Origin of the sequence: Phenylobacterium sp., assembly GCF_044372605.1 — a bacterium.
Classification (GTDB): Bacteria; Pseudomonadota; Alphaproteobacteria; order Caulobacterales; family Caulobacteraceae; genus Phenylobacterium.
Window position 1 is genome coordinate 20,826 of the sequence record NZ_JBILRO010000005.1, and the last position, 17,861, is coordinate 38,686.

17 protein-coding genes and 1 riboswitch are annotated in these 17,861 nt (G+C 66.5%); of the genes, 11 read left to right on the top strand and 6 right to left on the bottom strand.

All coding sequences use genetic code 11. From position 1 onward, the window contains the following. Positions 1 to 159 precede the first annotated feature (159 nt). The 4 genes from ACIQ42_RS01080 to ACIQ42_RS01095 all read left to right on the top strand — a co-directional run bounded on the left by ACIQ42_RS01080 (position 160) and on the right by ACIQ42_RS01095 (position 4,472). Positions 160 to 2,193, top strand: coding sequence for a TonB-dependent receptor (locus tag ACIQ42_RS01080; protein ID WP_397420380.1), 2,034 nt, complete (start codon positions 160 to 162; stop codon positions 2,191 to 2,193). 519 nt (positions 2,194 to 2,712) lie between these two features. Then, positions 2,713 to 3,936 carry an NAD(P)/FAD-dependent oxidoreductase gene (locus ACIQ42_RS01085; RefSeq protein WP_397420381.1) on the top strand — a complete coding sequence of 408 codons (1,224 nt, stop codon included), beginning with the start codon at positions 2,713 to 2,715 and terminating at the stop codon, positions 3,934 to 3,936. Between the two features lie 20 nt (positions 3,937 to 3,956). Beyond that, a complete protein-coding gene (locus ACIQ42_RS01090) occupies positions 3,957 to 4,277 on the top strand; it encodes a 2Fe-2S iron-sulfur cluster-binding protein (RefSeq protein WP_397420382.1) in 321 nt (106 codons plus the stop codon). 33 nt (positions 4,278 to 4,310) lie between these two features. After that, positions 4,311 to 4,472 (top strand): hypothetical protein, encoded by a 162-nt coding sequence (locus tag ACIQ42_RS01095; protein WP_397420383.1) that lies wholly within the window; start codon positions 4,311 to 4,313, stop codon positions 4,470 to 4,472. A 48-nt stretch (positions 4,473 to 4,520) separates the two neighbouring features. On the opposite strand, the gene ACIQ42_RS01100 is transcribed toward ACIQ42_RS01095, so the two are convergent. Continuing rightward, entirely contained in the window at positions 4,521 to 5,030 is a 510-nt protein-coding gene (locus ACIQ42_RS01100) for a hypothetical protein (RefSeq protein ID WP_397420384.1), read from the bottom strand. A gap of 138 nt (positions 5,031 to 5,168) precedes the next feature. Between ACIQ42_RS01100 and ACIQ42_RS01105 the strand changes: the two genes are divergently transcribed. Continuing rightward, entirely contained in the window at positions 5,169 to 6,437 is a 1,269-nt protein-coding gene (locus ACIQ42_RS01105) for an alpha/beta hydrolase family protein (protein ID WP_397420385.1), read from the top strand. A gap of 3 nt (positions 6,438 to 6,440) precedes the next feature. Here ACIQ42_RS01105 and ACIQ42_RS01110 read toward each other — a convergent pair whose 3' ends face one another. Then, on the bottom strand, positions 6,441 to 8,360 hold the full coding sequence (locus tag ACIQ42_RS01110; RefSeq protein WP_397420386.1) for a TonB-dependent receptor plug domain-containing protein: 1,920 nt from the start codon (positions 8,358 to 8,360) through the stop codon (positions 6,441 to 6,443). Between the two features lie 174 nt (positions 8,361 to 8,534). Further along, positions 8,535 to 8,758: riboswitch (cobalamin riboswitch) on the bottom strand. A gap of 55 nt (positions 8,759 to 8,813) precedes the next feature. Continuing rightward, a complete protein-coding gene (locus ACIQ42_RS01115; protein WP_397420387.1) occupies positions 8,814 to 9,512 on the bottom strand; it encodes a DUF4386 family protein in 699 nt (232 codons plus the stop codon). Between the two features lie 183 nt (positions 9,513 to 9,695). On the opposite strand from ACIQ42_RS01115, the gene ACIQ42_RS01120 reads away from it, so the two are divergent. Continuing rightward, positions 9,696 to 10,466, top strand: a complete 771-nt coding sequence (locus ACIQ42_RS01120; RefSeq protein WP_397420388.1) for an SDR family NAD(P)-dependent oxidoreductase — start codon at positions 9,696 to 9,698, stop codon at positions 10,464 to 10,466. A 127-nt stretch (positions 10,467 to 10,593) separates the two neighbouring features. On the opposite strand, the gene ACIQ42_RS01125 is transcribed toward ACIQ42_RS01120, so the two are convergent. Beyond that, positions 10,594 to 12,912 (bottom strand): ATP-binding protein, encoded by a 2,319-nt coding sequence (locus ACIQ42_RS01125; RefSeq protein WP_397420389.1) that lies wholly within the window; start codon positions 12,910 to 12,912, stop codon positions 10,594 to 10,596. Positions 12,913 to 13,015: 103 nt separating this feature from the next. Between ACIQ42_RS01125 and ACIQ42_RS01130 the strand changes: the two genes are divergently transcribed. The 5 genes from ACIQ42_RS01130 to rimM all read left to right on the top strand — a co-directional run bounded on the left by ACIQ42_RS01130 (position 13,016) and on the right by rimM (position 16,870). Then, complete coding sequence (locus ACIQ42_RS01130; protein WP_397420390.1) at positions 13,016 to 13,582, top strand: hypothetical protein; 567 nt, start codon at positions 13,016 to 13,018, stop codon at positions 13,580 to 13,582. Continuing rightward, a complete protein-coding gene (locus ACIQ42_RS01135; RefSeq protein ID WP_397420391.1) occupies positions 13,575 to 13,982 on the top strand; it encodes a metallopeptidase family protein in 408 nt (135 codons plus the stop codon). Before ACIQ42_RS01130 ends, ACIQ42_RS01135 begins: the two co-directional genes overlap by 8 nt. A 232-nt stretch (positions 13,983 to 14,214) precedes the next feature. Further along, entirely contained in the window at positions 14,215 to 15,729 is a 1,515-nt protein-coding gene (ffh, locus tag ACIQ42_RS01140) for a signal recognition particle protein (RefSeq protein ID WP_397420392.1), read from the top strand. 23 nt (positions 15,730 to 15,752) lie between these two features. Further along, a complete protein-coding gene (gene rpsP / locus ACIQ42_RS01145) occupies positions 15,753 to 16,355 on the top strand; it encodes a 30S ribosomal protein S16 (RefSeq protein WP_397420393.1) in 603 nt (200 codons plus the stop codon). Positions 16,356 to 16,366: 11 nt separating this feature from the next. Continuing rightward, entirely contained in the window at positions 16,367 to 16,870 is a 504-nt protein-coding gene (rimM, locus tag ACIQ42_RS01150) for a ribosome maturation factor RimM (protein ID WP_397420394.1), read from the top strand. Positions 16,871 to 16,920: 50 nt separating this feature from the next. Here the strand turns inward: rimM and ACIQ42_RS01155 are convergent, their stop codons facing one another. Beyond that, positions 16,921 to 17,364, bottom strand: a complete 444-nt coding sequence (locus ACIQ42_RS01155) for a hypothetical protein (protein ID WP_397400645.1) — start codon at positions 17,362 to 17,364, stop codon at positions 16,921 to 16,923. After that, positions 17,361 to 17,861 (bottom strand): hypothetical protein (locus ACIQ42_RS01160; RefSeq protein ID WP_397420395.1); only part of this gene is annotated, 501 nt, incomplete at its 5' end. The genes ACIQ42_RS01155 and ACIQ42_RS01160, both read right to left, overlap by 4 nt.

The window sequence follows — 17,861 nt, forward strand, 5'->3', positions numbered from 1 at the left end:
TATTCGGCAACCCGCCTTTCCGGCACCCTGACGCTGGAGCAGGCGCTCACAAGGACACTGACCGGCGCACGCTGCACCTGGCGCATGATCGCCCCCGGCGCAGTGGAGATATCTCCGATCCCCCGGATTGAGCCGCCGAAGCCGGATCCCCCCGTCACCGTGACCGACGTTCTGGTCACCGCCACCAAGCGGGTTCGCAATGCACGCGAACTGGCCGTGGCGATCACCACCATCCCACGCGTCGGGCTGGAGGCTACCGGCGCGTCGGACGCGGGCCAGGCGGCCAGCCAGTTCGCCGGCGTGCTGGTGACGAACCTCGGCCCCGGACGCAACAAGCTCTTGCTGCGGGGCCTTTCGGATGGCGCCCACACCGGCCGAACGCGATCGACCGTGGCCACCTACCTCGATGAGATCCCGGTAAACTACAATGCGCCGGATCCCGACCTTCGCCTGGTTGATGTGGAGCGACTGGAGGTGGCCCGGGGGCCCCAGGGCGCCCTGTTCGGAGCGGGCTCACTCAGCGGCGTCTATCGGATTGTCACTCGCAAGCCCGACCTCGTGGACTTCTCGGCCGAGGTTCGCGCCACAGGCGCCATCACCCGGGGTGGCGCCCCCAGCGGCGCGGTCGAAGGTCATGTGAATGTGCCCATCGAGGCCCTCAACCTGGGCATCCGGCTGTCGGCCTACGATGAGGTTCAGGGCGGCTATCTGGACGACATCCTGCAGCAACGCCGCGACGTCGATCAGACGGTCCGACGCGGCGGCCGCCTGATGGTGGCTTTCGAGCCCAACGACACCTGGTCGGCGACGCTTACGGTGGCGGGCCAGCACCTGCGCTCACGCGACACCCACTACACCGCCCCTGGCATGGGGCTGAAGCGCGCCGTCCGCATCCGCGAGCCGCATGTGAATGATATCGAACTGGCGACAGCGACGATCAAGGGATCCTGGGGCTGGGGTGATCTGGTCTCCTCGACCGGCGTGGTTCAGCATCGCTACGGCAGCATTTTCGACGCCACCGCCACCAAGGATCTCTACACCCGGACCGGGGTGACCTCGGCCTATTCCGAGCGGACGCGAACGCGGATGCTGGTGCAGGACCTCTACGTCACCTCCCGGGGCGCGGGAGCGCTGGAGTGGCTGGCCGGCGTCTATGGATCCTATACTGCGGTGGAGTCGCCGACGGAATACTCGGTCCAGCTGCCACGGGTGCCGCTCATCCCGGTGTACGGCGACGACCGGCGCGACCGCGTACGCGAGTTGGCAGCCTATGGAGAGGGATCCTATCGACTGACGCCGGATGTCACCCTGGCCCTTGGCGCACGCGTCTTCGCCGTCCACACCCGGACCCTTTCCGATGTGGATTCCGAAAACTTCGCGCCTCGCTCGCTGGATCGGTCGGTGGACTTCCGGGGCGTGTCGCCGAAGATTTCGATGACCTGGGCGATCAGCCCCGGGAACATGGCCTATGCGGTCGCCTCGGAAGGCTATCGGTCGGGGGGCATCAACTCCGGCGGTGCGGTGCCGTTGGCGGAGAAGCGCTCGACCTTCCGGCCTGACCGCCTGATCAACCTCGAGGCCGGGCTGAAGCTGGAGGGACTCTCGCGGGCCGTGTCGATAAACTCGTCGGTGTTCTATGACATGTGGAACAACATCCAGACCGACCAGTATCGCCCCTCCGGCGTGCCCTACACCATCAATGCTGGCGACGCCCGGGTATTGGGAATGGAGACCGAGGTCGCGGCGCGAGCGGGAGGCTTCACGGTCCAGGTCAATGGCCGCGTTTCGGCGGTCAGGATCTCGGACGCCAATTCAGATTTCACCGCCAGGGTCGTGAACGCCCTGCCCGGCGCACCCGCATTTTCCGGAGGCGCCCTGCTCAGCTACGAGCAGGCGCTGATCGGCGACTGGACCCTGCGGCTAGTCGGCCAGTTCACCTATGTGGGGCCGTCGCGTGTCACCTTCGATGCCAGCCAGCCGAAAACCGGGGGGTTCGTGCGCACCAAGCTTTCCGCAGAAGTTTTCGGCGCATTGGCCGGACGACCGGTAGGCTTGCAGGTTTATGCCCTGAATCCACTGGATTCTTTCAGCGACACCTTCGCGTTTGGTAATCCCTTCAATCCTGGCCTCGTTCGCCAGATCACCCCGCAACGGCCGGTGACGGTGGGGATCACTCTTTCCGCCGCAATTTAATTTTCGGGGCCGCGTAGGGAAAGCTCTGCCGCGTGACGTCTCTTCCACGATCCTGGGCTTTCTGGAGAAGTTCAGGTCGGATATTGCGCCCCTGACCAGGCGCATCAGTCAGATGCAGTGCGTGTTCCGAGCCCAAGGTCGCGCTGCAGAGGGCTGGGCGGTCCTGACGAAGGAGAGCGTCAGGACCGCGCCTTCCCCGATGCCTCACAAATGAAAGTGATTTGGCCGACGGCAATGTTGGTGCTACGGTGCTTGAGCTAATCGCAGCCAGCTCGGGCTGCGGCAGGCGATGCTCCGGATCTCCAGTCACGGCGCTCGTCAAGACCATCGCCCCGGCACGAGGACGTCACACCTCGGTCGGGGCTTCTTGATTCTGGCGCAGATTTGCCAGCCTCCCTGGAAACGATGCGGTGCTGGCTGCCCGACCGCCCGCGACGGGGTCATCAGCCGCGTCATTGATAGGTCGGGGTAAAGAGGCTTAAGTTGACGCCACTGTCACTTTTGGGCATCGAGTAAGCCATGAGCGACGCACATGTGGTGATCCTGGGCGCGGGGCATGCAGGGGGAACCGCTGCGGCTCTGCTGCGCCAGTATGGCCATGGGGGCCCTATCACCCTGATCGGTGATGAACCGATCCCGCCGTATCAGCGCCCGCCGCTGTCCAAGGCCTGGTTGAAGGGTGAGGCCGACGCCGACTCCCTGGCCCTGAAGCCGCTGGAATTCTACGCCGAGAACAACATCGACTTCCGACCCGACGTAACGGCGACCGCCATTGATCGCGCGGCCAGGACAGTGGCCCTGTCAAGCGGCGATGCGTTGAACTACGACACCCTGATCCTGGCGACCGGCGCGCGGGCGATTGCGTTGCCGATCCCCGGCGCGGATCTCGACGGCATCCTGTTCCTGCGCACGGCGGCCCACGCCGAGGCGCTGAAGGCCGCGGTCGGGCCCGGGAAGACCCTGGCCGTTGTCGGCGGGGGCTATATCGGCCTTGAGGTCGCCGCCTCGGGCCGGGCCCTGGGCGCCGAGGTGGTGGTGATCGAGCGCGAGGCCCGTCTGCTGGCGCGCGTGGCGGCCGAGCCGCTCTCGACCTTCTTCAAGGGCTATCACGAAAAGCACGGCGTGCGCTTTGAACTTGGCGCCAGCGTCACCGGGTTCGAAGGCCAGGACGGCAAGGTCGCGGGCGTGACCCTGGCCGATGGCCGCACGATCGCCTGCGACGCTGCGGTGGTGGGGGTCGGCGCGCACCCCAACGATGAACTGGCCAAGGCTGCCGGCCTGGAAACCTCGCGCGGCGTGGTCGTGGACCTGGACGCTCGCACCTCCGACCCCGCCATCTTCGCCATCGGCGACGTGGCCTACCGGCCAATGCCGATCTATGATCGCATGTTCCGAATGGAAAGCGTGCCCAACGCCCTGGAGCAGGCCAAACAGGTCGCGTGCGCCATCATGGGCCGCCCCCGCCCGGCCGGGGAATGTCCCTGGCAGTGGTCGGACCAGTTTGACCTGAAGCTGCAGATCGCAGGCTATGCGTTCGACGCGGACAACGTGATCCTGCGTGGCGATCCCGCGACCGCGAAGTTCGCAATATTCCATCTGAAGGGTGACCAGGTGCAGTCCGTGGAGGCGATCAACTCGCCCCCCGAGTTCATGATGGGCAAGCTTCTGATCCTGAATCGCAAGCCGGTAGACAAAGCCAGACTTGCGGACCCAACCATTTCCATGAAAGAGGTCGCCGCCTGAACGCGGCGTATGAGGGGCGTATGGCTAAAGTCACCTATATCCAGCACGACGGCACCGAGACCGTCATCGACGTCAAGAACGGTCTGACCGTCATGGAAGGGGCCGTGAAGAACAACATTCCCGGCATCGACGCCGACTGTGGCGGGGCTTGCGCCTGCGCCACCTGCCACGTCTATGTGAAAGACGAATGGCTGGCGAAGACCGGCACGAAGTCGGCCATGGAAGAGTCCATGCTGGACTTCGCCGAGGGTGTTGAGCCCAACAGCCGCCTCGCCTGTCAGATCAAGATGAGCGACGCGCTGGACGGCCTGGTCGTCAACCTGCCGGAAAGCCAGCACTAAGCGGCGTGCGGGGTTCGTGGCTCAATCCCGGCCATGACCGATGATCCCGACGAGACCCCGATCCAGCGGGTGCTCCGCCTGAAACAGGCGGCGCTGGCCGCGCGTCCCAAGCCGCCCCGGGGCGGACGATTCCAGCGGGAGCAGGCCGCAGCCAAGTCGTCGTCGCGGACCCGGGCGCCGTGGGTTTCCCGGTAGGCGGTGGTGGAAATGCGCCGCCTTGATCGGCATGCGCAAACCAGGCCCTCAGATTTCCGGAACCCGTACTTCGATCGGGTCTGACGGGCGGCGGGACTCAAAGTCGTGGACGCCTATGTGGCGACCCAGGGAGCTGCAGCGCACGCCGTCTTCCCGGAGCCTGTAGGCCTGCATCTCGACACCCCCTGGAAGCTTCGGGTTCAGAAGACCGCCGCGTTTCAGAACGCGCCACCACGGCGTAAGCTCGTCTGCGGATACCCCCATTGCGCGGCGCTCCTCGGCGGCGCGGGCGCTCATATTGGCGAAGATGGCCGTTGAAACCGGACAGGCGACCGCCACCTCGTGGCGTCGCGCCAACGCCGCGCGAAGATCATCCAGGGTCACCACCTCGCCGGGGCCGAGGGTACGGACAAGAGCGTCGACCTCCGCCGGACTGGAGACCACCATCGCGCCGCCCATCGCCTCCCTGAAGCCCGGGGCGCCCGGGGGGATCATGTGGACGATATGCGGGGTCCGGCCGTTGTTCAGGTGGCTGATGGCTGTCTTCTTCGCCGGCATGGTAAGCTCCGATATTGAACGGGGCGAAACTGCAACGCCCGGGGCCGGTAGACAATAAGACGGGTTTGTTCCCGCTTTGTCTGGTGCGACTCTCGCGGTCCGCCTACAGCGGGCGCAGGACACGGTGGAGGGCGGAGAATGTCGAGAGTCTGGATCGGACTGGCGCTGGCCCTCTGGTGCGCCGGGGCGTCGGCGGAACCACTCAGCCGGCCGGGCGTCGATGCGCCGGAGCTGGCCCGGCTGGGGCCGCATGGCGTAGGCTTGCGTGCGATCACCCTGACGGACCGCAGCCAGCCGGGCGGGGCGGAGCGGGTTTTGCCTGTGGACATCTGGTACCCGGCGGTGGTGCGGACGGGCGCCAGGACCGTGACCTATGCGGACAGCCTGCCCAGCGAGCCGCCGCGCAAGCCGGCGGCGTTTACAGTGGAAGGTCTGGCGGTGCGCGGCGCGGCGCCAGCTGCTGGACGATTCCCGCTGGTGATTGTTTCGCACGGTTATAGCGGGACGCCCGCGGCCATGACCTGGCTGACCGAGAACCTGGCCTCCAAGGGCTATGTGGTGGCCGCGATCCATCACCGCGATCCGGATATCAGCGACCTGTCCAGGGCCGGGCAGCCGTTGCTCCGGCGGCCGCTGGACATCAGCTTTGTGGCCCGGGCCCTTATCGCCCAGGCGCGGGACGGGAGCCTCACCAACCTCGATCCGGATCGGGTGGCGGTGGTCGGCTATTCCATGGGGGGCTACGGCGCCCTGACCGTGGCCGGGGCCAGCCTTGATCCGGCAGGACGGGCGGCGCTCGCCGTTCCAGGTGGACAGATGAAGCCCTATGCGCGCGGCGGGGACAGGGCGGGTGACTTCGCCATTCCAGGATTGAAGGCCGTGGCGGTGATGGCGCCGGCGGGTGGCGGGAGCTTCAGGGCCTGGGGGCCGGTTGGTCTTGCCGGCCTCAAAACTCCCTTGCTTGTGATCGGCGGGGACCGCGACCGCACGGTGGGTTTCGCCGACGGGGTGCGAACGATCTTTGAGCAGGCGGTGAAGGCCGACCGCTATCTGCTGGTGTTCCAGAACGGCGGTCACAACATTGGCATGAACGGCGCGCCGGATCAGATGCGAGCCCGGATCTGGGATCAGGACTGGTTCGAGGACCCGGTCTGGAGCAAGGCGCGCACGGCGGCGGTCCAGCAGCACATGATCACCGCCTTCCTGGACTATTGGGTCAAGGGCGATGCAAGCCGCCTGGCATACCTGACCACCGACACGCCATTTTCCAACGCAACGAAATGGCCGACCAGCGGCCCTGCAGGCTATGGCGCGATCAGCCCCGGCGGGCCTGGCGCGGCGTGGAAGGGGTTTCCCCGCAACCACGCCGTCGGCCTCGAGCTGCATCACGCCGTCGCGGTGCCCTAGATCTCAGAATCGCGCGCGCAGGCCGGCGTAAGCGGTGCGGCCAGGACTGACGAAGCTGAAGACGTCTTCGTAGTCGGCGCTCAGCAGGTTCTCGACCCGGCCGAACAGGGCAAGGCTGTCGTTGATCTTCAGGTCGCCGTTCAGGTTGACCAGCGTGTAGTCGTTCAGGGTTACGCGGGACGGCACAAAGTTGCGGTTGATGAAGGCCAGGTCGGTCTGGCGGCCCGTATAGCGGACGACCAGGTTGACGCCGCCCCGATCGCCCGGTGCGCGCCAGTTGAGCGCAGCGCTGGCGATATGGTCCGGACGCCTGGCTTCCTCGACGCCGTTTTCGCGGGCGCGCAGATATGTATAGGACGCATCGATGCGCCAGGCCGGGGTGAGCTGGGCGCGGACGAAAGTCTCGACCCCGCGCTGCTTTGAGAGGGTGGCGCGGTTCGCCGGCGAGGCGATGAAGCGCGGCGGCGGGAAGCTGGTGAAGATTTCGTCCTTCAGGCGGCTGTCGAAGTACGTCGCCCCCACCAGAATGGCACCATCGGCAAACGCCCGTTCAACGCCGGCCTCCCAGCCCTCGGAGCGCTCGGGCTTGAGGTCCAGATTGCCGATGAAGCGCCCGTCCACGAAGCCGTAGAGTTCATAGAAGCCAGGATTCTTGACCCCGGACCCTGCGGCGGCGCGCAGGCGCAGGTCGTTGGCGAGGCGGTAGCTGCCCTGGACCCGCCAGGTGGTGGCGTCGGCAAACCGGTCGTTGACGTCGTGGCGGACTGACGCGCCGAAAGCGGCGTTATCGTTCAGATCGAGACCGTACTCACCGACGAGCCCCAGGTTGCCGGCGTTGCGGCGACCTCTTGAGGCGAAGCCGGAAGGGTCGGTGTTGCGGAAGGTCTCGCGCTCGGCGTCGGCGGCGAAGGTCAGGTGCTGGCGGGCGGTCTCCTGGCCGAGCCGGAAGGAAGTCTCGTAGGCGGCCTTGCTGCGGCGGCCTTCGTTGCCGGAACTGCGGCCGCGCAGGTTGAAGCCATCGCGCTGGTAGTCGGCGACCTGAGCCGAGAGGGCGTGGGTCCAGCGGCCGTCCAGCAGGTCGAGTTCGCCGCGCAGGGATCCGTTCAGCGAACGCTGTTCGAAGCGGACGCCGGGGCTGTCGATGATGAAGCCAAAGGTGGGGCTGGCGGTGCGGGACTCACTGTTGTTGTTGTCGCCTGCTGTGCGGGCAAGGCGGCCTACGGCGGTCAGACGCAGGTTTGGCGCGGGCGACCAGGTGGACTTGAGGGAAATTGCGCCGCTCTGGCGGCCCAGATTCCGCGTGCCGCCCCGGGCTCCGGGAGATCCCTCGGTGGTTACAAGCGAGGCTGTCAGGGCGGCGTCGAGGTCACCGACGACGCCGGCGATTCGACCGGCGGCGTTGAAGGCACCAAACGATCCGCCCTCGATTCGGGCGCTGGCGCCTTGCGCCTCACGACCGGTGCCGGTGATGTAGTGGATCACCCCGCCGATGGCGTCGGAGCCGTAGAGGGCGCTTTGCTGACCGCGCAGCACCTCCACGCGGGCGGCGTCATCGGCGATCAAAGAGCCGAAGTCGAACTCCCCGGCGAAGGGGTCCGAAACCTCGATACCGTCGATCAGGACCAGGGTGTGGTTGCCCTCGGTCCCGCGCAGGCGGACCTGGACCTGGCCGGGGATGCGACTGACGGCGACGCCCGGCACATCGCGCAGGATGTCGGAGACGTCGCGCAACTGGCGGCGTTCCAGAACCTCGGGCGAAAGCAGGGTGACGGAGCCGCCAATCTGCACCGTGGTTTGAGCCTTGCCCGAGCGGGTGGCGGTGACCACCAGGGTGTCCACCACGGTGGGTTTCGGGGTCTGGGCGGAGACCGCGTCGGGAGCGAGCGCAGCAGCCAAGGCGATAAGAGAGATCAGAATTTTCATGACCAGAATCACATTCCGGGCGTCGAGCGAGGAATGGCCAGGGCGTCCGCGCGAACGGTCGGCGTCGTCGGCGGACGGACGCGTGAGCGTCCCCCGGCAAACACCGATGCGGCCCCGACCGCACGTTCGTCGCTCAGACGAAGTCTTTTCGCGCCTGGCCAATCCCTGAGCCCGGCAAGAGCGACCCGCGCCGGTCGGTCTCCTGGCTCACGGGTCAACGCCCGATGCGCGCCTTCCCAGGACGTTCCCGCATGAACGGGTCAGTCCCAGTGGCTGCAGTCCCGAATGAGAGACCGCGTGCGCATCACGCTCGCCGCTTACAGTTGCAGGGACAGCCTGAGATTTGGACGCGCAGGCGACCGCACTCAATTCCCGTTACCGACGCGATGTCATTGCAACACCGCCCCGAGGGGCGACATCACGCGCCGAGGATAGGCGATGAGCCGGTCTGGCTCAAACCCTTTTCAAGCCTCGGAGGCCCAGCACGCCCGCCGCGGCGGCGATCCAGAGCAGCATGGCGGTGGTGGCGATCACCACATCGACGGGCGACTGCAGACCTACGAGAGCGACAGCGGGCATGGCCGAGACGGCGGCGACGGGGAAGGCGAGCCAGCCCAGCCAGGCCGGGAGGCCCCTGTCCTTCAGGATCACGGCGCCAGCGAAAATCAACCAGAGGGCGGCGAATGCCGAGACGCCCAGATCCTCGCCGATAGAGCCGCCATAGGCGTTGATCGCCATCTGGGTCGTCTCGATGGCGAGGCGTTCGGATGACCCTGCGGGGGCAAGAGCATAGGCGTCTGCCAGGGCGCTGGAGCCTGTCAGCCAGCGCACGATACCGATCGCGCGCGCAAGCGCCGAGGCGACGCCAAGCCCAATGGCCAGGGTGGCCAGTGCGCTCATGGGCTTGTCACCCCTGGCCAGGCCGACAATCAGGGCGGCGCTGGCGGCGAAGGTCAGCGACCAGCCGAGATACAGGCCATAGCCCAGGCGGACGGCCTCCTCCTGGGCGTGAATCAGCGGCAAAACCTGGGCCGCTGGGAAATCGAGACTGGCCGGCCAGTCGATTGCGGCGCCGAGGACGCTCATTGGCAGGAAGATCCCGAAGGCCTGGAACAGCAGCAGGGCGGCGCCTGCAAGATAGAACGGGCGCATGATGCGTCTGGCTCCACCGGCGCGGAAGATCACGCCCCGCTGGCGGGCCCGTCGCCTGCGATGATTATGATTTAGTGCTAAACTATAATCAATCCCGAAATTGCCGGTGGGCGTTGGAGCGTGGGACTCGGCCCTCATCCAGTGGCTAAGGTGTTTCAAACAGCAGCACGAGGGAGCGGAGCAATGGCGGGGCGGGTTCAGGACAAGGTGGCGCTGATCACGGGTGGCGCGTCGGGACTCGGCGCGGAGAGCGCGCGCAGGTTGGCGCGCGAGGGTGCGGCCATCGTACTGACCGACATGTCCGCCGAGGCAGGACAGGCGGTGGCCGATGAGATCACGGCAGAAGGCCACACAGCCGTCTTCATGGCGCAGGATGTGACCGACGAAGCTAGATGGTCCGAGGTGGTCGCTGCCGTCATGGCCCGGTTCGGTCGCCTGGATATTCTGGTCAACAGCGCCGGCATCGCCAGCGGCGGGGGGCCATTGCTTCAGGTGACGTTCGAAGCCTGGCGCAACATGATCTCCATCAACCTCGATGGCACCTTCCTGGGCATGAAGGCCGTCGCGCCGGCGATGGTCGAAGCCGGCCGCGGCTCGATCATCAATCTGTCCTCAATCCTGGGCAAAGTCGGCCTGGCCGGAGCGCCGGCCTATTGCGCATCCAAGGGCGGGGTCCTGATGTTGACCAAGTCCACCGCGCTTGAGCTGGCACCCTTGGGCGTGCGGGTGAATTCCGTGCATCCGGGCTTCATCGAGACCCCGATGGTGATCAACGCGATCCAGCAGTCGGATAATGGCAATGAAATGCGCGACGGCATCATCTCGCGGCATGCCATGGGCCGCCTGGGTGTCGCGCGCGAGATCGCGGACGGGATTGTCTTCCTGGCCTCGGACGAGAGCAGCTTCATGACCGGCGCCGAACTGGTCATCGACGGCGGCTATACGGCGATCTGAGACCCCATCATGGTGCGAAGGTGCGCAGTTCCTTAACGGTGTTGGCATCCAGGCGCTTGAGCAGCTCCTGGGCCGGGGCTGCCGCTATGCCAATGATCCGCATGATAGTTCCGTGTGCTTGACCCGCTCAACCAAAGCCTAGCCGGGGCTGGCTCACAGTCTGGGTTTCCTCGGGCAGGTGGCAGGTGAAGGTGGCGCCGGCGCCGGGTTCGCTCTCGAGCGCCACCCAGCCGCCGTGCAGCTCGGTCAGCGCCTTGACCAGCGCCAGCCCGAGGCCCGGCCCGCCGCGCTCGCGGCCGATGAAGCGGTCGAAGATGTGCGCCTGCACGTGGAACGGGATCCCGCGTCCGGTGTCCGAGACCTTGAGCTGAACCTCGCCGGATGTCTTGCGGGCCGCCACCGTCACCGTGCCGCCGGCGGGTGTCTGGGCGACGGCGTTTTCAATCAGGTGGTCGAGGATCTGGGCCAGGCGCCGCCGATCGCCACGGATCACGCCCACACCATCGGCCCTCTGCAGCACATACTGGATGCCGCCGGCGGCCGTGTCATCGCGCCAGCGGGCCACCACCTCGCTCAGGAGATCGGCCACGTTCACCTCGGTCAGGTTGAGCGCCATCTCGTCAGCGTCGATCTGGGCCATGTCGAGGACGTCGTCGATGGAGCGGGCCAACTGGATGGCGGCGGCCTTCACGGCGGCTGCATGGCTGCGCGAGCGCGCCGGAAGCGCATCTCCGGCGTGTTCCAGCATCTCGGAATAGCCGATGATGGTCGTGAGCGGCGTGCGCAGTTCATAGGAGACGTTGCCGACGAAATCCCGCTTCAGCCGCTCGGCTTCGCTCAAGGCCTGCTCACGGTCCGCCAGCGCACTTTCCAGCCGACGTGCGTCGGTGACGTCGGTGAAAGCGATCAGGGTGGCGCCGTCGGGCAGCGGCCGCGAGCGATACTCCAGGGTGCGGTCGTCGGAGGTCTGGGCCTCGCCGGTGATCGGCATGCGCGCGGACGGGTCGGGGTCGGCGACGCGGCCCTTGAGCTCCTTCCAGAACGTCATGTCGTGCAGCTTGTGGACGCAAAGCTCAACCACGCCCTCGAAGTCGCCTGCGGCCTCCAGCTGGAGCGGCGTGATGTTCCAGAACTTCTCGAAGCTCTCGTTGTGGAGACGGATCCGGCCGTCGGACCCGAACACGGCGACCGCATCGGAGAGTTTGTCGAGTGTGGCCTGCTGGACCTGGATCAAGGCGTTGTACTGGGCCTTCATCTTCAGCTCGCCGGTGATGTCGGAAAACAGCAGCAGCAGCCCGCCCATCGGATGCGGTTGGCGCGCCACGCGCAACGTCCGTCCGTCCGGCGTGCTCCACATGTCGTCGGGCGCCGCGTCCAGGTGTTCGTAATGTTCGAGCTCGGCAGCCTTCCATTTGGCGTAGTCGGCGGTTTCGGGAATGCGGCGGCGCTGGCGCAGGCGATCCAGCACTTCGCCGTGGGTTGGCCGCTCGGTCAGCCAGGCCGGCTCCAGGCTCCAGAGTTCGGCAAAGGCGGTATTATGGAACTTCAGCCGCTTGGCCTGGTCGAAGATCACCACCGCGTCGTCGATACGGTTCAGCGTCTCGTCGTGGGCCTCGACATTGCGCCTGGCGTCCTCCCGGGCCTCCTCAAGATCGGTGAGGTCCTCGGTCCACACGCCGACGCCTCCACCTTCCAGGGGCTGGGCGGCGATATGGAACGCACGGCGGCGGCCCCCGAGGCTCAGCCAGCGCATGGCCTCACGACGTTGGCCAAGGTTGGCCGCCTCGCAGGCGATGGCGTCGGCGCCACGATCAAAAGCCGCACCCCGGCGCGCCGCGTCATCGAGGCTGACGGCGTCCACGGCCTTGAGCCAGGCGGCGTTGACCCATACCGGCGAGCCGTCGGCCGCTGCGATCCAGGCCGGGCTTATGCGAGCGTCAAGAAAGGCGGCGAACCGCGGTGCGGTGGGCAAGCCGGGATCTTCTCCGAGCACCGCAGACACCCGCAACCAGGCCAGCGCGCCGGCGGCGCGGCCCTCCACAGTACAGACGCCGCCCGGCCCCTTGACCTCGAAGGCGCAGGGTTCACCGCGCTCGAACAGGGCGCGGAGCCGTCGCGCATGGTCGGGATCCGCCCGCATCAAGGCGTTGAGCATGGCCTGCGGATCGCCCCCGACCAGGCCAAGGGCTTCGCAGCAAACACCCAGACTCTCTTCGCCTGAGGCCAGCAGACAATGGCCATCCTCCACGGCCAGCAGAGCGGAATCGAAAGCTTCTGCCGAGGCCTGGGCGGTCTCGGCCCCGGCCTCCAGGCGACGGATGCGGGTCATCAGGTCCGCCACGCGACGATCCGCAGCGCGACGCTGGGCAAAGGCCCAGAGGACGGTCGAAAGCGCCAGGCAGACTGCGCCCGCCGCTGCCGCCAGCATCAGTTCGTGCGCACTCATGAACGCCCCGGCGAATCAGTCTTCCACACCTTAGGCCGGGGTTTGATCGCCCGCACGCGCGACGGGCGTTCATTCGGAAAGGTTTTTCCGCCAGAATGCCCCGATGACCGCGATCCTCTACCCGTTGGCCGCCAACGCTGAGCAGGCCCTTCTGCGCCCGCTCGGCCGCGCCGGCCGGATGAGCGACGCGCGCCGTCGGGCTGGAGTGGATGTCGTCTTCACCACCGACGCCGTTGGCCCGGCCTTCGCGACCCGCACTGCTGCGCTCGACGCCTATGCTGGTCGCGTGGACGACGAGCGAACGGGTTCTACGCCAGACCCGGAAGAGCGCTTTTGCCGCCTGATTGAGCAGGTGGCCGAGGGAACACCCCGCGCCCGATCGGTCGAGCCCACCTTCGTGGACGGCCAACGCTGGCCGACGCCGCCCCGGCCGCCGCAGACGGTCTGGCGGCTCAGCATCTCCTACTGGCGCATCGCCACCGCCGAGCGACCGCTGGAGGCACCGCAGGCCCGGCAGGCGCGCAAGTCAAAACAGGAACTGACGCCTGAAACATTGCAGGCGATTGCGCGCACGCCGCTGCGCCCCGTCAAACCGCAACAGCCGCTGGATATCGGCCTGTTTGAAATCCGGCCGCCAGAGGCGCCACATATTGTCATGCCTGATGAGTAACCCCGTGACCGGCCATGCGCCCAGCCTCGACGACCTGGCCGAGATCGCGGGTCACGCCTTCACCGCCCTTCCCGAGGCCTTTCGCAGGCTGGCCGGTGAGGTGGTGATCAGGGTCGATGATTTTCCGGAAGCCGACGTCCTGGCCGAGCTGGGCATGGAGGACCCGTTTGGACTGACCGGCCTCTATTCAGGCGTCAGCCTGGCCGAGCGCTCCGGCTTCGGCGCGGAGCCCGAGCCGAGCCGGATCTTCCTCTATCGTCGACCCATCCTCGACGAGTGGGCCGAGAATGGCGAGGTGACCCTCGAGGAACTGGTCACCCACGTGCTGATCCACGAGATCGGCCACCATTTCGGGCTGTCCGACCCGGATATCGATGCGATTGAGGCGGCGACAGAATGAAGCCAACCCTGACGCGGCAGGCGACAGGAAGAGCCGACGTTAGCTTGCAAAAGCCCCCTTCCTTGACCTGAACACCCTCTTCGGCGCATAAGCCGCCCCTTCCGGCGCCAACCTTGGTCAGCGCCCTCTACCGCCACGACCCTCAGGACTTATCTGAGACGAGGGCGGCGAGGCCCCCCGTCGACGTGATCGTCCACGGGGGTCGACTGCGTTTTGGCTATAGGAGACGAGTTTGTTCGACGCGCTGACAGATCGGCTGTCTTCGGTATTTGACCGGCTCTCGGGCCGCGGCGTGCTGTCCGAAAAGGACGTCACCGAGGTGATGCGCGAGATCCGCGTCGCCTTGCTCGAGGCCGATGTCGCCCTGCCGGTGGTGCGCGACTTCATCGCCAAGGCGACCGAGGCCGCCACCGGCGAGGCCGTGATCCGCTCGGTGCGCCCCGCCGATCAGGTGGTCAAGATCACCTACGACGGCCTGGTCGACATGCTGGGCGGGACCGGCGAGGCCGAGGGCCTCAACATCTCGCTGAACCCGCCGTCGGTGATCCTGATGGCCGGCCTGCAGGGCTCGGGCAAGACCACCACCGCGGGCAAGCTGGCGCTGCGGCTTGTGCGCGAGCGCAAGAAGGTCCTGATGGCATCGCTGGATACGCGGCGCCCCGCCGCGATGGAGCAGTTGGGCATGCTGGCCGAGCAGGCCGGCGCCAGCTTCCTGCCCATCGTCGCCGGCCAGGCCGCGCCCGACATCGCCCGCCGCGCCATGCAGTCGGCCCGCCTCCAGGGCTTCGATATCCTGATCCTCGACACCGCCGGCCGCACCACGCTGGACGAGGCGATGATGAGCGAGGCCGCCGAGATCGCGAAGATCTCCAGCCCCGCCGAAACCCTGCTGGTCGCCGACGCCCTGACCGGTCAGGACGCGGTGCGTACCGCCAAGGCCTTCCATGAGCGTCTGCCGCTGACGGGCCTGGTGCTGACCCGGGCCGATGGCGATGGCCGGGGCGGCGCAGCCCTCTCCATGCGCGCCGTCACCGGTCTGCCGATCAAGTTCCTCGGCGTATCGGAAAAGATCGATGGCCTCGACGTCTTCGACGCCCAGCGGATCGCCGGCCGTATCCTGGGTCAGGGCGACGTGGTCGCCCTGGTCGAGAAGGCGACGCAAGAACTCGACATGGCCAAGGCGGAAGCCACGGCGCGCAAGCTGGCCAAGGGCCAGTTCGACCTCGACATGATGGCCGACCAGCTCAGCCAGATGAAGCGTATGGGCGGCATGGAAGGCATGATGGGCCTGCTGCCCGGCGTACAGAAGATGAAGCAACAGATCGCCCAGAGCGGTCTGTCCGACAAGACCTTCGACCGTCAGCTGGCGATCATCTCGTCGATGACGAAGCAGGAGCGATCAAAACCGGACATCCTGGCTGCCTCGCGAAAACGCCGCGTGGCCAAGGGCGCCGGGGTCGACGTGGCCGAGATCAACCGCCTGTTGAAGCAACACCGGCAGATGGCCGACACCTTCAAGTCGCTGAGCAAGAACGGCGGCAAGGGCTTTGGCCAGATGGCCAAGATGCTGGGCGGCGGCGGCATGGATATGTCGAAACTGGCCCAGATGGGCGGCGGCCAGGCGCCAACGCCCGAGCAGATGGAAGAGATGGCCGCCAAGCTGAAATCCATGCCCGGCGGCATGCCGAAACTCCCCGGCCTCGGCGGCGGTGGCCTGCCGCAAGGCTTTAACCCGTTCAAGAAATAGACAGAAAACCAAGGATCTATCCCATGTTGAAAATTCGTCTCGCCCGTGGCGGCACCAAGAAGCGCCCCTACTATTCCGTCGTGATCGCTGACAGCCACTCGCCCCGCGACGGTCGCTTCATCGAGAAGGTCGGAACCTACAATCCCCTGCTCAAGAAGGACGACCCGAACCGCGTGGTCCTGAAGGTCGAGCGCATCCAGGAATGGATGGCCAAGGGCGCCCAGCCCACCGACCGCGTGGCGCGTGAGCTCGGCAAGGTCGGCGTTGTGAAATGGACCGCCAGCAACAACCCGACCAAGGGCAAGCCTGGCCGCAAGGCCAACGAGCGCGCCGAGGAGAAGGCGCAAAAGGAAGCCGATCGCGCGGCCGCCGCCGCTGAGGCCGCCGCCAATCCGCCGCCGGTGGTCGAGGAGCCGGTGGCCGAGGAAGCCCCGGCCGTCGTCGAGGAAGCTGCTCCCGAAGCTGCACCCGCTGAACAGGCTCCGGCTGAAGCCGCCGCTGAACCTGTGGCTGCGGAAGAAGTCGCCGCTGAACCTGCCGCCGCCGAAGAAGCCCCCGCTACCGAGGCTCCGGCCGAAGAGTCGGCTGCTGCTGAGGCCGCCCCCGAAGGCGAACCCAAGGCCTAGGGAGCGACTGGATGAGCCAGGATCTCATCCAGGTGGGTCGTGTCGCGGGCGCCTTCGGGGTCCGCGGCGAGATCCGCATCACCAGCTTTACCGCCGAGCCGCTGGCTCTGGTGGACTATGGTGCGTTGCTGCGTGAGGACGGGTCGCCCGGCCTTACCATCACGTCAGGCCGCGCCTCCAAGGGCAGCGTCGTGGTCTGGACCCGCGAGGTCCAGACCCGCGATCAGGCCGAGGCCCTGCGCGGCCTGAAACTCTACATCGCCCGCGCCGATCTGCCCGAACCCGACGACGACGAGTTCTATGTCACCGACCTGATCGGACTGGCGGTCGTGTCGCCGGATGGCGAGCCGCTGGGCAAGGTTAAGGCGGTGCAGGACTTCGGCGCCGGCGACTTGCTGGAAGTCCAGCCTGAACATGGGGCGACATGGTACCTGCCCTTCACCCGCGAGGCTGTGCCCGAGGTGCGGATCGACGCAGGCGAGGTGGTGGCTGTGAAGCCGGACGAGGTGGAGTAGGCATCGGACTTTCCAGACTGTCCGAGATCGCGGGCGTCGCTGGTCACCAGCTACCCTTCGCCCACAGGGTCGGGTGCGGCTTTGTCGGTCTCGAGGTCGTCGAAATGATCCGCCCAGCGTAAATCATAGAACCTCGGGTCGGCCCTGATCGCCTGACTCAGATCGCGCAGAGCGTCGACATAGGGTTGCGGATAGCGTTTTCGCGCCCTTCCCCGCCATCCCCAGGTCTTGTTTTCAAACCGTAGAACGTAGTCTCCGATCAAGGTGATCGTGCACCAGACGCGGCTTCCTTCCGGATACCCCTTGATCCGGACCTCGAAGTCCCAGCCGTGATCGCCCGCATTCTCCGGCGGATCGGCGTCGTATCCAATATCGTTCAGGATCTCGCTGATCGCGATGGCGACGTCGGTAGCGTAAGCCTTCCCGCCTTCGGCGTAGTGGTCGCCATCTTCGGGGATTGTGGTCTTGAACTCTGCAAACTCCCGCACAATCATGGTGCCTCTCCGCGGGTGCGCTTGTCGACTACACCTCCGACAAGGACGGGTCCGACTACCCCTTTTGTGTACGGTGAGGTCCCATAGTTCAACCGATCAAGCGGACCATAGGTGTCCCAACCCAAGTCCTCGGTTCTCCACCGACCTCCGCCAAACTTGTCAGGAATCTTTCCGCCAGAGAAATGCCGATCTCCGCCTACACCGCGGTGATTTCGGTAGAGATCGCGATATGTCACACCCGGGTCATGGCGGATTTTGTTGAGTTCGCTCTCGATGAGCCACTCCGGGTAGGGTCCGCCGCCTAGCACCTTCGGCAGTTTCGCGCCGCGGTTCAGAATATGATGGCTCATGAGCTTCTTAGAGTATGGCCGCGCAAAACTCGCTTCGATACCAGGGTTCGCGGCCAGATAGGCGCGCTCGGTCGCGTTGGCGGCCTTTGCGACCCGACCTAAACTGGCGGCTCCGCGAATGGCGCCTCCGCCCGCGGCCAAGGATAC

Coding starts and splice junctions, on each gene's coding strand:
- ACIQ42_RS01085 (WP_397420381.1), top strand. CDS start 2,713: ATGAGCGACGCACATGTGGTGATCCTGGGCGCGGGGCATGCAGGGGGA.
- ACIQ42_RS01090 (WP_397420382.1), top strand. CDS start 3,957: ATGGCTAAAGTCACCTATATCCAGCACGACGGCACCGAGACCGTCATC.
- ACIQ42_RS01095 (WP_397420383.1), top strand. CDS start 4,311: ATGACCGATGATCCCGACGAGACCCCGATCCAGCGGGTGCTCCGCCTG.
- ACIQ42_RS01100 (WP_397420384.1), bottom strand. CDS start 5,030: ATGCCGGCGAAGAAGACAGCCATCAGCCACCTGAACAACGGCCGGACC.
- ACIQ42_RS01105 (WP_397420385.1), top strand. CDS start 5,169: ATGTCGAGAGTCTGGATCGGACTGGCGCTGGCCCTCTGGTGCGCCGGG.
- ACIQ42_RS01110 (WP_397420386.1), bottom strand. CDS start 8,360: ATGAAAATTCTGATCTCTCTTATCGCCTTGGCTGCTGCGCTCGCTCCC.
- ACIQ42_RS01115 (WP_397420387.1), bottom strand. CDS start 9,512: ATGCGCCCGTTCTATCTTGCAGGCGCCGCCCTGCTGCTGTTCCAGGCC.
- ACIQ42_RS01120 (WP_397420388.1), top strand. CDS start 9,696: ATGGCGGGGCGGGTTCAGGACAAGGTGGCGCTGATCACGGGTGGCGCG.
- ACIQ42_RS01125 (WP_397420389.1), bottom strand. CDS start 12,912: ATGAGTGCGCACGAACTGATGCTGGCGGCAGCGGCGGGCGCAGTCTGC.
- ACIQ42_RS01130 (WP_397420390.1), top strand. CDS start 13,016: ATGACCGCGATCCTCTACCCGTTGGCCGCCAACGCTGAGCAGGCCCTT.
- ACIQ42_RS01135 (WP_397420391.1), top strand. CDS start 13,575: ATGAGTAACCCCGTGACCGGCCATGCGCCCAGCCTCGACGACCTGGCC.
- rpsP (WP_397420393.1), top strand. CDS start 15,753: ATGTTGAAAATTCGTCTCGCCCGTGGCGGCACCAAGAAGCGCCCCTAC.
- rimM (WP_397420394.1), top strand. CDS start 16,367: ATGAGCCAGGATCTCATCCAGGTGGGTCGTGTCGCGGGCGCCTTCGGG.
- ACIQ42_RS01155 (WP_397400645.1), bottom strand. CDS start 17,364: ATGATTGTGCGGGAGTTTGCAGAGTTCAAGACCACAATCCCCGAAGAT.